At 41.5% G+C, this 15,303-nt stretch carries 12 protein-coding genes and 1 pseudogene; 11 read left to right on the forward strand and 2 right to left on the reverse strand.

Annotated elements, in window-relative coordinates; genetic code table 11:
* Positions 1 to 165 precede the first annotated feature (165 nt).
* The gene (locus tag QP775_RS02760) at positions 166 to 336 is read left to right on the forward strand and encodes a hypothetical protein (protein ID WP_285103402.1); all 171 of its coding nucleotides are present in this window, start codon (positions 166 to 168) and stop codon (positions 334 to 336) included.
* A gap of 468 nt (positions 337 to 804) precedes the next feature.
* Here QP775_RS02760 and QP775_RS02765 read toward each other — a convergent pair whose 3' ends face one another.
* Positions 805 to 1,287, reverse strand: a complete 483-nt coding sequence (locus QP775_RS02765) for a hypothetical protein (protein ID WP_285103404.1) — start codon at positions 1,285 to 1,287, stop codon at positions 805 to 807.
* A gap of 442 nt (positions 1,288 to 1,729) precedes the next feature.
* Here QP775_RS02765 and QP775_RS02770 point away from each other — a divergent pair, with 442 nt between their 5' ends.
* The 6 genes and pseudogenes from QP775_RS02770 to rpoN all read left to right on the forward strand — a co-directional run bounded on the left by QP775_RS02770 (position 1,730) and on the right by rpoN (position 10,722).
* The gene (locus QP775_RS02770) at positions 1,730 to 3,058 is read left to right on the forward strand and encodes a cohesin domain-containing protein (protein WP_285103406.1); all 1,329 of its coding nucleotides are present in this window, start codon (positions 1,730 to 1,732) and stop codon (positions 3,056 to 3,058) included.
* A gap of 1,161 nt (positions 3,059 to 4,219) precedes the next feature.
* A pseudogene (locus QP775_RS02775) lies at positions 4,220 to 5,044 on the forward strand (MerR family transcriptional regulator).
* A 78-nt stretch (positions 5,045 to 5,122) separates the two neighbouring features.
* Complete coding sequence (locus QP775_RS02780) at positions 5,123 to 6,262, forward strand: agmatine deiminase family protein (RefSeq protein ID WP_483311982.1); 1,140 nt, start codon at positions 5,123 to 5,125, stop codon at positions 6,260 to 6,262.
* Between the two features lie 344 nt (positions 6,263 to 6,606).
* A complete protein-coding gene (locus QP775_RS02785) occupies positions 6,607 to 8,217 on the forward strand; it encodes an FAD-dependent oxidoreductase (protein ID WP_483311983.1) in 1,611 nt (536 codons plus the stop codon).
* 332 nt (positions 8,218 to 8,549) lie between these two features.
* On the forward strand, positions 8,550 to 9,299 hold the full coding sequence (locus tag QP775_RS02790) for a YEATS-associated helix-containing protein (protein WP_285103410.1): 750 nt from the start codon (positions 8,550 to 8,552) through the stop codon (positions 9,297 to 9,299).
* 85 nt (positions 9,300 to 9,384) lie between these two features.
* Positions 9,385 to 10,722 carry an RNA polymerase factor sigma-54 gene (gene rpoN, locus QP775_RS02795; protein ID WP_285103412.1) on the forward strand — a complete coding sequence of 446 codons (1,338 nt, stop codon included), beginning with the start codon at positions 9,385 to 9,387 and terminating at the stop codon, positions 10,720 to 10,722.
* A gap of 9 nt (positions 10,723 to 10,731) precedes the next feature.
* On the opposite strand, the gene ablB is transcribed toward rpoN, so the two are convergent.
* The gene (gene ablB / locus QP775_RS02800) at positions 10,732 to 11,592 is read right to left on the reverse strand and encodes a putative beta-lysine N-acetyltransferase (protein WP_285103414.1); all 861 of its coding nucleotides are present in this window, start codon (positions 11,590 to 11,592) and stop codon (positions 10,732 to 10,734) included.
* 192 nt (positions 11,593 to 11,784) lie between these two features.
* Between ablB and QP775_RS02805 the strand changes: the two genes are divergently transcribed.
* The 4 genes from QP775_RS02805 (at position 11,785) to QP775_RS02820 (ending at position 15,291) form a co-directional block, all read left to right on the forward strand.
* Positions 11,785 to 12,261: an SRPBCC family protein gene (locus QP775_RS02805; protein WP_285103416.1), complete on the forward strand. Its 477-nt coding sequence runs from the start codon at positions 11,785 to 11,787 to the stop codon at positions 12,259 to 12,261.
* Positions 12,262 to 12,616: 355 nt separating this feature from the next.
* Complete coding sequence (locus QP775_RS02810) at positions 12,617 to 13,957, forward strand: aspartate aminotransferase family protein (protein WP_285103418.1); 1,341 nt, start codon at positions 12,617 to 12,619, stop codon at positions 13,955 to 13,957.
* 69 nt (positions 13,958 to 14,026) lie between these two features.
* The gene (locus QP775_RS02815) at positions 14,027 to 14,662 is read left to right on the forward strand and encodes a CoA transferase subunit A (RefSeq protein WP_239327761.1); all 636 of its coding nucleotides are present in this window, start codon (positions 14,027 to 14,029) and stop codon (positions 14,660 to 14,662) included.
* A complete protein-coding gene (locus tag QP775_RS02820) occupies positions 14,629 to 15,291 on the forward strand; it encodes a 3-oxoacid CoA-transferase subunit B (protein WP_239327597.1) in 663 nt (220 codons plus the stop codon). Before QP775_RS02815 ends, QP775_RS02820 begins: the two co-directional genes overlap by 34 nt.
* The last annotated feature ends 12 nt before the right edge of the window (positions 15,292 to 15,303 follow it).

Consider the following 15,303-nt stretch of genomic DNA (forward strand, 5'->3'; position numbering starts at 1 on the left):
TTCGGACCAGATTATGTTTTAGTATAGAGGTATGCTAATGGTATAACAGACTATTTTTAAACCAATGAGCGTAGTAACTTTGTTGCCGACATTCACGGAAGCAAGCTTTAATCTTTTAATTCATATACTGCACACATGAATACTTCATGATCGGAGTGGTTTTTTATGTCTTCAATAGGAGCTTTTGAACGACCAAGAAAAGCAATCAAAGATTACTTAATTAATGACCTTAGACATAATATTGTAGAATTAATGCGTGATGACACTCCATTAAACATAAGACTGGATAATCCAGAACGCGTTCAATCAGAAGTAGAAGTTGTCAGAGTCGGATAAAAATTGAATATCCTATCAACCACAAGCATGTGGATAGTAAATGGTAATATATTGTATGCTAATAGCGTTGCTGGTACATGGGTAAAATATGGTGAAATGACAATATTAACTTTTATTCCAAAGCCTAATACAAGATACATATTCAAAATTCAGTCTGATATCCCTTACACGGTGCCTAGCAGTCCATATTTATTCTCTATCATGCAAAAATAATAAAGTAGTAAAAAGAGCCGCAGGATTAATCCTCGGCTCTTTTTACTACTTTAATGGTATTCACTACTTCACAGGAAAGCATTCTATGGAGAGTGAGATGGTTTTTCAGCTTCTAAAGGTGCTTTTTCATAATGGCGTTTGTTTGCAGCGTAGGGAGTCGTTCAAGTATCATGGCCTATGAATTAACAAACAACAATTTTATTAAAAAACTTTTAACTTTAATTAATATATAAAACTTAGGAATATTTATATAAACTAAGATTGAAATAGATCAAAGCTATACTGTTGTAAGGGGTTAGTGTCTCCTAAAAAAGTAATTGATAAGACATACATTGCTATTGGACTGCCAGGATCATTTGAGGGTGTAAATTTAAATGCTTGTTCTTCACTTCTCTGATAAAGTTTAGTAGCTTCAGGAGTCATGATCCCCTGTTTAAGATTTGATAGTTTATAGACAGATAATAAGTATGGTTTAGAATCAGGCGGTGTGAATAGGACTGTTTGACCGCCACTTCCATTTGTTGCGAATTGAAACATATCAATGGTATCACTTACAGAGAGATTTCCAATATAAGTATAACCATAGGTGCTGTTGTGTACATTAGTGATAGGGGGAGCTGTAATATAATTGTTATTACTAGGCTCAAAGTCCTGATTATAAGGATTTGCGCTGGCAGGGACAGCGGCACATAATGATAGGGCAGCGCTTAGTAATAATACAGTTAATTTTTTCTTCATGTAATAACCTCCAAAGGGATATAATAGAAACATATTACATATTCTAGGATTCATTTTAAATTCCTTCTTTTAGCTTGAAGAAATTTTGGACTTGATGCTTCACTGTACCAATGACCTTCTATTAGGTACAGTGAAAAATCTGCATGATTACTAGACACTAAGTGAAACAAGGCCAGGAACAATTAGATAATTTGTATGCTTGAATTAAAATGGCAATCATTTTTAATAGTTAGCGTGTTTATTTTCATTCTATCGCTTCAATAATAAGTTGGCTAATAGCATTAGAAAAGAAGCTTTCACTCCCCTTTGATTGTTATTATGAAAGCTTATTCTTATGTTCATATAATTAACTATTTTATGAAAAAAAGTTTTTTTATGTTTAGACATTTAACTTGGTTAAATATATTCTTGTAAAGGACATAATTTATTGGAGGTTATCAAAATGAAGAAGTACCTATTAAGTTTGGCTTTTCTACTTGTTTTTGTTGTCATGATACCGCAACAAGGATATGCTGCGGTGGATTACAAAGGAGGAGTTTTAGATGGAGTTCATGTCTATCTAAGCTCATCAGAATCTGTAGCAGGAGCACCTTTAGCTGCAGCCACTGATAATGACGAATCTACAGTAATCTCTATGACCGGTCGAAATGTGGGTGGTGACAAAGACCATATTGTAAAAACTTTCATGGAACCAGTAACAGTAAATGCAATTAGAGTAAGTGCCACAAAATCTATTAATTTTGGATTTTACGATAAAAGTGGAAAATATATTACTGTAAATAACAAAACTTTGAATAAAATATCTGCGGATGAAGCAGATGGTAGATTAATTGAATTTCCTCAAACAAGTGGGATTTATAAGGTCATTTTATTTAATGATTTAAAAGATCCTGTAGATATTAAAGAGTTTAATATTTACAATGGCACAATAGAAGCTCCTATTCTTACTGCAGATGCAGGAGTAAAAGTGGTTGATTTGAATTGGGGTTCAGTAGCTTCTTCAGTAGGGTTTAATATTGAACGCTCAACAGTGCCGGGTGGTCCGTACGAAAAGATTGCAACTAGTGTGACTGGAACTACATACAGTGATCAAAATGTTGTAAATGGTACAACCTATTACTATGTGGTTACAGCCCTGAATCACAAAGGAGAAGGACAACGATCTAATGAGGCTTCTGCTACACCTAAAGCTTCAGCGGTCACATTAGATATCGAATCTGCAAAAGATAAAGTCTTTCTCAATGAGACATTTACTGTACAAGCAGTATTAAAAAATGCAACTAATATTTACGCAGAGGACTTTAACGTTCAATATGATAAAACTCGTTTCCAACTGGTAAGTGTAACTGCAGCAGATCACATGGGTCTATTTCATAAGGGAAATGTGTCTGATGATACGATTAGACTGATTACGGCAAGTTTAGGTAAAGAGCATGGTATAAATGGAAATGGTACGTTAGTTAATTTCACTTTTAAAGCAATTGGTCTTGGTAAAGGCAAAGTTGATGCAACAAGAGGGAAAATTGCAGATAATGGAACAACGGAAACTACATTAGCAGAAGAAAATTGTGGCGAAAAAGAGATTGAGGTTATTGGTGGTGAATTTACACTAAAGCATCTGGGTTTGTTGGGGTTTAACTACAATCAGGATAAAAACAATTTAACTGATGAATTAAAAACCTTTCTTGGTTCTACAGGCAACGTTGTAGATATTGACCTTGTTGACTTAACAAATGCAATCCTAGCTAACCCAAACTATGATTTTAATTAATATGAATGATGTAACCGCTCCTTTTGGAGCGGTTTTTCATTTGAATTCTCAAAAAGCCATATATTTTCTACTTTAGTTTAATTGTATTAAAATATAGCCTTTAACATGGAAATAAAGACAGCTGCGTAACAAGCCGATTACTTAATTATGAAGCTTGTAATGTCTAAAATCATATTGGTAAATTGCCCATTTATCCAGTATTGGCTCTCACCCTGTTTATTTCATTCACAACTTTTTAATGATTTATCGCTTACCAGAGTCAGTAGAATGATGACAATCTCCAGTAGTATTTTGACATATTAGTCTAGACCAATTGATGATAAGTAGTCTTTGTTTTAGAGTGAGCTTGCAGGGGAATAATTCCATGTGAGGAGAAATCTAAAATGAAAAAAGCTATTACTGCTGGTTTATTAGGAATTACGCTTTGCCTAGCGGTTGTTTAATTTTTTCTGGAATCATCCTTCATTATAGAATGAAGGATAATCTCGCACCTGCCGCTCAGCCTCGGCTAAAGCATTAGCTGCATTTAAATAAAGCTTCTCTGTCTTCAAGTGAGAAAAGAAGGGCTTCATACATGGATTTTCCAGACAGACAGTTACACGTCTGGAATGACTGAGGAGAATACCGGGTTTCTTCAGATTGCTGTTAAATGGCTTAGATGTGTATTAAAGTCGCTGATCCTAGTGGAGAAGGACGCCTCAGAGCTCCTCGCTCTTACTTAGGCTGTCTAGTGTCCCGTTAACAAAAGCAAGATCATTTCGTTCCGAAAGGTTCCAAGCTACAATTTCATTATTAAATAGATCCTGAATAGCAGCAAGATAGGCAAACCGTTCCCAAACTAATATGTCAGTAATGTCTTTAGTGAGCATGGCTAAAGGGGTGTCCATCCGAAATTACCGCTAAGATCTGATTAGTTTCACAACTGAACCTGTTTACCAAAGAAACGACACTTCTTTTGAATGGTCGGGCTTAGCTTTAAAGCGCCTTATTGCAGCTTAAAATAGGCAATTTTCCTATTCCGAAATATTGGTTGTTTCATTTACCAGCAAAGCCTTTGATTTACATTAACGGACATGTTATCGTATCGTAACTGGCACATTTGCGGTAATTATACCGAGCTATATGGCTAAACAATATCAGCACAATAAGGAAGAGAGCAAAATGTACACGATCAGCAGATTTTCTCAGCTTTGTAAAATGAGTGCGCGCATGCTGCGTCACTATGACAAGGAAGAACTTTTGAAACCCGTTCATGTGGATGCCACGAACGGCTACAGATATTATGAGAAGAACCAATTAGAAACGGCATTACAAATTAAGAAGCTGAAGGAATAAAGATTCTCCCTGCCAGAGATCAGAACGGTTCTGCAGACAGCGGACAGAAAAATGCTGACTGGATTAATACATTTAAAAATAAATGAATTATCCGACGAGATGAATCGAAATAGGCAGATCATTAAAGAAATGCAAGAAATGATAAATACAGATGTAAATTTGATGGGTGAAGAACATAGATCTTATGATATATTGCTCGGCATGAGGAATGAGAAAAGTGTTATATATCAAAGAATGTCTATAAACATTGCAGATATGGACCAATGTATAGATTCCTTATACGAAAAGGCGGGAAAAGGTAATATCCCGGTGCTGGGTGTTCCGTCTGCTGTTTTTTTTGATGAAGAATTTATCCCTGACCATAGCGATATGGAATTGATGATTCCCATTATGCTCAGGAATGAAGAAGCCATATCAAAGGATTGTAACATAAAAAAACTACCCCAAACCATGATTGCTACTACCCTGCATATCGGAGATTACGACTACATCGGATACGCACATTTGGCACTTGAAGAATGGATAGAACGTAATGGCTATGGCTTTGAGGGCCCGCCTTACGAAACCTACTTAAAAGGTCCAGAATGTGACTGCCCAGTGGAGGAGTATGTTACGCAAATCTGTTTTCCTGTCCGTATAGAGGCAAAGTAATAAGTGCTTGACCTTAACACTATGTCAAAGCTTATTCTACATCTGAGAGAAAGTTAGTCACATAAAAGGAGATTAAAGATGAAGAAGATGGTTGTTGTGTGTTCGGGAGTAGTATTAACGGCAGGAATCATAATGGGATGTTTTCACAGTACAACTGCTGAGAGTCAAAGTGTGAAGCAGCAAAACGTAGGCAAATACACCATGCCTGATGAGAGAAGCAAACATGAAGGGACATGGCTACAATGGCCCCATAACTTTACATACGGTAAAGGCCATAAAGAAAAGCTTGAGGCGATTTGGATAGAGATGACCGCTGCGCTAAGTGAAGGTGAAAATGTTCATATCATCGCATATGATAAGTACGAAAAAGAATACATTTACGATCTTCTGTATGATGAAGGTATAGATATGGACAAAATCGACTTCTATATTGTTCCTACGGACGATGTATGGGCAAGAGATACCGCCCCAATTTTTGTATACGACAAGGATAACAATATAAAACTCATGGACTGGGGATTTAACGGGTGGGGAAAGAAAACACCGTATAAAAAGGATGCTCAAATAGCGAACAGACTTGGTAAGCAGTTGGAGAAGGAAAGAATTGATCTCAATGAGGTCGTACTTGAAGGTGGAGCCTTTGAACTGGATGGTAATGGTACATTTTTATCGACACGAAGTGCAGTTACAAATAAAAATAGAAACCCTAAATTCTCAGAAGCAGAAATAGAGGAGTATATAGAAGAATATCTTGGCGCCCCTAATTTCATTTGGTTAGATGGTGTACCGAATCAGGATATTACTGATTTTCATATTGATGGGTTTGCAAAATTTTATGATAAATCCACAATTGTAACAATGAAAGGGGACGATTTAGAAGAATGGGGTGTCTCCATAAAGGATATGAACACACTAATGAAAGCGAAGAATGTTGCGGGCAAGCCTTATAAGTTTGTGTATTTGCCAATTAGTAAGAATAATGTTGTACTCAACAGTGGACAAAATCTAGGATACAAAGGTTCTTATATAAATTATTATATTGGAAATACAGTTGTATTGGTTCCTAATTACAATGATCCTAATGATCAAAAAGCTAACGATATTATCCAAAAACTATACCCTGATCGTAAAGTAATAGGCATAGATGTGAGAGAGCTGTATAAAGACGGTGGTATGATTCATTGTGTTACACAACAACAGCCAGTTAATCTAAAGTAAGGGTTGCGCCATAAATTTCAATATAATTTTATAGGTATAATGATAAGTAGAGCATTACTTTTTGCTGCAAAGCTTATTTCCTCACTTCTCTGGACATTGTGTGATTACCTTGTCCCGGAAAAGTAACATTACCCTAGAGTCATTCCATCATAGGAATCGTTTCTAGGGTCATTTTTATTTGATTTTATATATTCGCTGCATTACAAACTGAACGGTGAGAACCGACCCAATTAGCTTAGCTCGTATAAGTCAATTCTAAAATTTTCCTTAACAATAATGTGTTCACCACACCTTTTCTGATGATATGGGGTAAGTACTATTGTAAGACAATCACTTAACTTTATATGAAAGGAAGTGGCATTTTGCGAACAAATCGTAAACTTAAAGCAGACTTTATTGTGTTAGGTGGAGGTCTCGGCGGTTGTATGGCTGCTTTAGCAGCAGCTAAGTCAGGCTTGACCGTAATAATGACAGAGGAAACAGACTGGATTGGCGGGCAGCTCACAGCCCAAGCTGTTCCACCAGATGAGCACCGTTGGATTGAGCAATTCGGATGTACGCGAAGTTATGCTGAATTCCGTCGTCGTGTGCGGGACTACTATAAGTCGAATTATCCATTGGTCGATACTGCAATGAATAATGAGTTCCTTAATCCCGGCAATGGCTGGGTCAGCCGGTTATGCCATGAACCTAAAGTAGCGCTGCAAGTCTTGCAGGACATGCTTGCAGCCTACACGAACAGCGGCCGCATCCAAATTTTATATCAACATCGAATAATAGAAGCCGTGATGGAAGGAGATCGTTGCGTATGTGTGAAAGTGATCAATGACGATGACGATCTAGTCACACTGCAAGGCAAGTACTTTGCGGACGCCACTGAGTGCGGGGATCTGCTTCCTCTTGCTGGAGTGGAACATGTTATGGGCGCCGAAGCGAGAGCAGATACAGACGAACCTCATGCTGCTGATAATGCGGATCCGCTGGATATGCAATCAATAACCCATGTGTTTGCTTTGGATTATGAAGAAGGTGGGGATCATACTATTGATCGTCCTGCCCAATATGATTTTTGGAGACAGTACGTACCTCAGAATTATGAGAATTTGCCGCTGCTAGGCTGGCTGGTACCGGAGATTAGCAAGAATGGCACAATTAAGGAGTATGGATTGTTTCGCGGCAAACGCGGAGAATGGTGGGAATCATTGTTTAATTACCGCCGCATGATCGACAAGTCTCTATTTACTAACGAACTTTACAAGAGTGATATTTCTCTTATCAACTGGCCGCAAAACGACTACCATCTTGGCTCTATTTATGGTGTGTCTAGTCATGACAGACGTAAGCATCTTAGAGGTGCGCGTCAGCTAAGCTTATGTTTGCTGTACTGGCTGCAGACAGAAGCACCACGCCTTGACGGTGGTAAAGGATATCCAGGGCTTCGTTTGCGGAAGGATGCACTCGGGACAGACGATGGCTTTGCCAAAGCTCCTTACATTCGGGAGTCCAGACGTATTGAATCGTTATACCGGATTACCGAGCACGATGTGAGCAAAGAAATACGTGGTGATCAAGGAATTCGAACGTACGAAGACAGTGTAGGTGTAGGCAGTTACTATTTAGACCTCCATATGACAACGGTATCATTTCGTAGCTTGTACGTTCCGACATATCCATACGAGATTCCACTGGGCGCTTTGCTTCCGGTACGTGTAAAGAATATACTTCCTGCCTGCAAAAACATCGGTACGACTCAAATCTCAAATGGATGTTATCGCCTTCATCCTACGGAGTGGAACATTGGTGAGTCTGTAGGCTACTTGGTTGCCTATGCGCTCAAAAACCAGCTTGATCCACATGATGTTAGGGAGGATTCTGTCCATCTGCAAGCGTATCAGGATCTGCTGGAGCAGCGAGGCGTACAGCTTCATTGGCCAGAGGACATACAGCTGCCTTAAGATCCTGTGCGTGAATGAAGCACAATGATGTATGAGTCATGGCAGCCCAAAAGACAGCACCACCATTCAAAAGAATCTTCATATCCACTGTAAGTAGTGGGTGTGGAGATTCTTTTATTTCTCTCTAGCGGGATGGCATCATTTCACCATGTACATGGACTACTGCTTCTCTATTCCTAATTCAAAATTTACACCATCTCTTAGCTTTCGACTGACATCGTTAGACAGCTTATGCAAGGGTGAAGCAGTACAATTTTATGAAGATGGTTATAACGGAATAGTAGCAGTGATGCGGTATATAGGATAACAACCTTTCAAAGGAGGTTTCTTACATGTCACATGGACTCACCTTATTTCTGATTATGCTTGCAGCAGGCATTGTGGGAGGGGGAGTAAATTATTTATTAGTAGGTAAGTATGGGACGGTATTTTACAAAGATTGGATGCTTTATAAGGCGGTTTTTGTTGGAATTGCGGCTTCTTTCCTCGTACCTCTATTTTTGAATACGATATCTAGCAATCTGCTTCTCGAAAGTAAGCAAGAAGGCACCCAATTATTTGTATTTGCAGGATTCTGTTTAATTGCCTCTATCTCCTCTAATCGATTTATTAAATCTATTTCGGATAAATTTATGCAGCAATTACATGACGTTCAGCATCAGGTGAACAATGTAAAGCAAGATGTCGAAGCTTTGACGGAAAAAAATACGGAAGCGGACGACTCTATTATTCGTAATGATCCTTATGAAATACGGATGTTGCATCGTGGCACGGTGGCAGAGGAGATTCAGCTTGAACAGTCTCCAAGTCTACATGCTGACCCGAGCCTAAAGGTTCTTCAAGCGCTTCAGGAAGGGGACTATGTATTCCGTACAGTCACTGGTATTTGTAAAGAGACCGAATTGACAGAAAGCTGCATTCTCCGCATTTTGCAAGAGCAAATACAATTGGGAAACGTAGTTCGTTCAGAGCGGGAAGCTGGTATCCGGTATCACATTACACCTGCCGGTCGTAAATACATAGGCCGTCATGATCATGTCCGAATGGATATCTTATCGGAAAAAGGCGAGCAGATTTCATGAATATTCATATCATGGTTTATGGGTATACACGTAGTAGGTAGTGAACAGTTCATGTGAATAAATGACAAGTGAAGTGGTGAGAAAGATGAATTATCGGTATGGACTTCACCAGAGACAGACGTTGCAGATGACATCACAGATGCAGCAGTCGTTAAGTATACTTCAAATGTCCTCGCTGGAACTGTGGGGGTATGTTCAGGAACAAGTAGAGACGAACCCATTGTTAGAAGTGAATGGCGAAGGACATCCGCTGTATGCAGCGGATGAACTGGGCTATGGATATAGGTATCCGGGCGCGCAGAACAAAATCAATGAGGATAAGCATACACCTTGGTATGATCTGGAACGTGAAATGACATTGGAGGGTTACTTGTCTCAACAAATAAATTTCATAGCTAACCTGCCTGATAACCTTCGTATGATCATGAAATATATAGCAGGTAACCTCAGCCCACAAGGTTATTTACAGTTGTCCATTTCATTCGTTGCGGATCAGCTAAAGGTTACGCTTGAAGAAGCGGAACAAGCGCTGCAGCTCATCCATACACTAGAACCTACAGGGGTAGGAGCTCGTACTCTGCAAGAGTGCTTACTGATCCAAGCTAACATGATGCCGGATCTTGATCCACTAGTGATTACGCTTATTACGTATCATTTGCCGGACATTGCAGCGCAAAAATTAACGGCACTTGCAGGTAAGTTGAGAACATCTACACAAGAAATCGTGAAAGCGATCTCAAAAATAAAGAACTTAAATCCAAAGCCCGGAAATCAATTTTTCCATTCCGCGGTTCCGGTTGTTAGACCTGATATGTCTATTCAAAAAGCGGGCAGTCGTTATATTGTCGTTATGCACGATTGGGCAGTTCCACTGCTTATGCTTCAACCTGCGTATGCAGCTATGGGCGCACAGAAGGGACAATACTTGCAAGGGGAATATGAATATATTCGTCATCAACGTGCCAGTGCCCTGTGGCTGCTCAGAAGTATAGAGCAGCGCAAGCAGACGCTGCTGCGGGTGGCGCAGAGTATTGTGGAGGAGCAGCTTCTATTTTTTCAGGAGGGACCTTCCGGCTTAAAGCCGATGAATTTGGCGCACATAGCTGATAGGCTGAGTATGCATGAGTCAACTGTTAGCAGATCAACTGCTGGGAAGTATGCCGAGACGCCATGGGGTACATTTGAATTAAACTATTTTTTCCCGACGGGCATTCATCAGGATAACGGGGAACTGGCGTCTGCCGCAAGTATTAAACTAAAAATAAAGGCGATTATCGCTGGTGAGCCGCAATGTTCGCCTGTCTCTGATCAACACATTACATTGTGCCTCCAGAAACAAGGCATCCGTATTTCCCGGAGAACGGTTGCTAAATATCGAGAAGAGCTTGGCTTAGCATCCTCGTTTGAACGGAGACGACGGTAGCCAAGCTTTTTATTGAGGTAACGTTTTAGTCCACACGTTCATATCCTCGAATTTATCATAAATATTACAGTTTTTAGTCATTCGTCCCCCGTATTCATAACCGAGTTGTTTAAACACAGCGTTCATACCCGTTGATAAGGCCCTTGCAAGAGAATAGGCACAGGTAATGTTTCGCCGCAAAAGTTCTTGCTCCAGTTCTTGCAGCAGCAGCCTCATCAAGCCTTTATTTCGGCAGGTATGTAGCGTTGCGCAGTCTGTCATCTCGGCATTGTGGAAGGTTGTATTTATTTCTGCAGAGGCTGCACTGACCAGTTGACCTTGAAGCTCTGCTACGTGGAAGATCGTTCCTTCCTGAATGATATGCTCCACATATAACGGATCGTGCATCGGGGTAGGGTACGTCGCAAATACTTGGCGATATAACGCTGCCAGCACATTTGCATCCTGATCAGTCGCTTGACGAAGCAAAAATCCAGCAGCGCTCTTATTTAGTTCTGATTTTAAGGGAAGTGCCTGGACCTCAGCTAATAACTGGTCTTCGTAGATCCAATAGTCGCTTGTTCTACGTTCCAAATCTGTATACAACGCCATATTAAAAGCATCATGACCTTGGAAATAACCTTTAATAACAGCTTCTAGCATATAACCATGCGTAAGGAAGCAGCCCCAATCATAATGACGCGCCTTGATAAATACCTTTGTGAAATAGTGGAGCTGCATAAGCTCCTGAACGCGCTCAAAGACAGAGTTCGGATTGCCTCGATAATCATCTACTCGCAGTCTTTTATTGTAATAATCAAGGCACATGTGCAGACTGTAATCGCGTCCATTTTCAACCAGATTAGTGTAGTACGTATCATTGTTAGACATACGCGGCCCTCCTTTATTGACTAGAACATTACTGATACCACCGATATGTATATATTTTATACGCAAGATGCATGCCAACCTTATCTGTCATTCTGTAGAAAGGACTAACTTGTGTTCTTCGCAGGCAAACTCTACAATGTGGAATAATAGTCTGCATGAATAGCAATCAAGCATTTAATAAGGAGGAACGTCATGTTAGCCAATGTTCAGAAAGTGGAGCAAGGTTATATTGCTCGATTTGAGCGTCATTTTCCGTACACCGTTGAGCAGGTATGGGCTTGGCTTACGGACAATGATAAGTTGAAGCGCTGGTTTACCGAATTGCGAGTCGTTGAGCTTCGTAAGGGTGGTATCATTACATTTGACATGGGCGACGGTACTTTTGAAGAGCTTGAAATTACAGCTTATACGGAACAATCTGTTTTGGAGTATACATGGGGCAAGGACAAAGTTCGTTTTGAATTGTCTCCGCTCAGTGAAGGCTGTCAGCTCAATTTGATCGAGCAGATCACGATCATGACGGATCATACTGCCAAAGATCTTGCTGGATGGCATGTGTGTCTTGATGTGATTAAGCTACTGCTTGATGGCAGTACCACCTTGTCGCGTGAAGAGGAGTGGAAGCATTGGTATGCGGAATATAAAGTGCTGATTGCCCTTTATCAATAGTTGATTTAGTCAGGGGTTCCGACAAGCGATAATGTGGCCATACATATAAATATGCGAAAATGTCTATAGAAGATGCCATTACTCTTACGGAGTGACATGGCATCTTTTTTGACTTTGTAATTAGTTGAAATACATGCAGCGCAGTATATACAGCACGCAACAGATCTATTACTAAGAGCAGTGGATCTGTCCATTAACGTGGAACGCAATCGGGTCAGGAGCAATGTGATTGCCTCGTTACCCTGTCGAACTTTCCAAATAACGTTTATCAGGTTGGCATGGAGTTTGCGTGTTTCTATTTGACGCGGCATGCTGCGCTGGAGGACAGAATAAGATGGAGGAGGAGGTGGCAGCGATGAATCGGGAATATTTGATCAAGCCTATGCTGGACCGTCATTATCCAGCTATCCAATATGGGCATGGCGTGTATTTGTACGATGCCGCCGGCAGCAAATATTTAGACGGTTGTTCCGGTGCGGTAACAGCTAGTCTTGGTCATGGCCTGCAAGAGATTGGTGAGGCTATGGCCGAGCAGGCACGGAAAGTATCGTTTGTGTATCGTTCCCAGTTTACGAGTGAACCTGCGGAACGATTGGCCAAAACACTTAGCGAGCTGGCACCGGGTGGGGAATATTGGTCTTTCTTCGTTAGCAGCGGCTCTGAAGCGACAGAGACCGCGATGAAAATTGCCATTCAGCATTGGCAAGAAAAGGGGCGCCCGAGTAAATACAAAATATTGTCTCGGCATATGAGTTATCACGGAATTACGCTGGGCGCTTTATCGATGTCAGGTCATGTGTTAAGAAGAAAGCGGTTTATTCCACTGTTAGAGGATTTTCCTGTTGTGGCAGCACCTTATTGCTATCGTTGTCCTTATCAACAAAGCTATCCTTCGTGCGGTATGAAATGTGCAAGCGATCTGGAAGTGGCCATTCGCCGGATTGGGGCTGATCAAGTAGCGGCATTTATTGCAGAACCGATTGTAGGTGCTGCTGGCGGCGCCGTTGTCCCTCCAGCGCGCTATTATAACGAAATCAAAGAAATCTGTGACCGTTATGAGGTGCTGTTTATCGCAGATGAGGTGATGACTGGAATTGCGCGGACGGGCAAAATGTTTGGCATCGAGCATTGGGGAGTTGAGCCTGATTTGATCGCGCTAGGCAAAGGAATGAGTGCAGGTTACACGCCGATGGCGGCTGCCTTGGTTAGCGATCGAGTGATGGAGCCGATACTTGCAGGATCAAAAAGTATTATGGCTGGTCACACGTATAGCGCCAATCCTCAGTCTGCAGCTATTTCTTTAGCTGTGCTGGAATACATCAAGAAGAATAAGCTGGTGGACGCCGCTGTAGATAAAGGACGCTACCTAAGAGATAAGTTAGACCATATCGCCCAAAAATCCTCGATTATCGGTGATATACGCGGGAATGGGATGCTGCTGGGACTTGAATTGGTATCCGATCAAGCAACTAAAGCAAGCTTTGCCGTGGAGCGGCATGTGACGTCACGTATGACTGAACTTGCGTTCCGTAACGGACTGCTTATATATCCTGCCGGAGGCGGTTTGGATGGTACGGGAGACGCTATTATTATTGCTCCGCCATTGGTCATTACTAACGAAGAGATCGATGAGCTGGCCGAAAAGATGGCACAAACGATATTCGAAATGCAAGAAGAACTGCGGGCGGTGGTTTAATTGGATGGCATTGATAAGGTGGGAACTTTAACAGCGGCTCTTGCTCATATAAAAGATGGCAGCACGTTAATGTATGGTGGTTTCGGAGGTGTTGGCACACCGCCGACGCTTGTTAATGGTATTTTGGAAAAGGGGATTCGAGACCTCGTTGTAATTGGAAATGATACTGGATTTCCCGATATTGGAATCGGGAGGCTCGTAACTGCAGGTCGGATCAAGAAAGTGATTGCTTCTCATATTGGCTCCAATCCCAATGCTGGGAACATGATGACAGCCGGTACGCTGGAAGTCGAGTTCTACCCGCAAGGAACTCTTGCTGAAAAAATTCGTGCGGGTGGGGTTGGTCTGGGTGGAATTCTAGTTGATGTTGGATTAGGCACCGTAATGGCGGAAGGAAAAGATCAATATACACTGGCAGGTGCCTCGTATATTGTGGAGCCCGCGCTGACCGCTGAGATTGCAATTGTACACGCCAAGCAGGCGGATCGTTTTGGCAATCTCGTCTATGACAAGAGCGGTCGCAATTTTAACCCGCTAGTTGCGATGGCAGGCGTGTTTACAATTGCCGAAGCAGACGAGATCGTGGCGCCTGGCGAGCTTGATCCAGAGATCATTGTGACGCCCAGTATATTTGTGGATATGGTCATACCAAGCGAAGGGGTGCCATGGAAATGGGTATGGGAGAAGAAGTCCGCTGCCGAATAGCGAGAAGAGCTGCACAAGAGGTTGTTGATGGTATGGTTGTCAACTTGGGAATCGGCATTCCTACGCTTGTTCCCAATTACATTCCAACGGATGTTCATGTCCTTATTCACGCCGAGAATGGTATTCTCGGTTCGGGACCTACGCCTGCACAGGGCAAAGAAGACCCTTATTTGTGTAATGCGGGGGGATATCCGATCAGTCTAGTCGAAGGTGGGTCCTACTGTGACAGCGCGGTGGCTTTTGCAATGATTCGAACAGGAAGGATAGACATGACGATTCTCGGTGCATTGGAAGTAAGTGAACGCGGCGACCTAGCGAACTGGATCGTGCCTGGACGTCGGGTTCCAGGTATTGGGGGAGCAATGGAGCTGGCACAAAAAGCGAAGCAAGTTGTTGTACTGATGAATCACCTGAATCATGCGGGCGAATCTAAACTCAAGCCACAATGTACTTTGCCTCTTACAGCTCCTGAATGTGTAGATCTGATTATTACGGATATGGCTGTCTTTCGAGTTGGGTCTCAAGGGCTGATCCTCTGTGAGATCATGGCTCCATACACAGTAGAGCAAGTGCTTTATTACACAGATGCGCGTGTGTGTTTAGCTGAACATATTATAACGATTCCTTAACAAATAAAAAGG

The organism is Paenibacillus sp. UMB4589-SE434, assembly GCF_030226685.1.
Lineage (GTDB): Bacteria > Bacillota > Bacilli > Paenibacillales > Paenibacillaceae > Paenibacillus_B.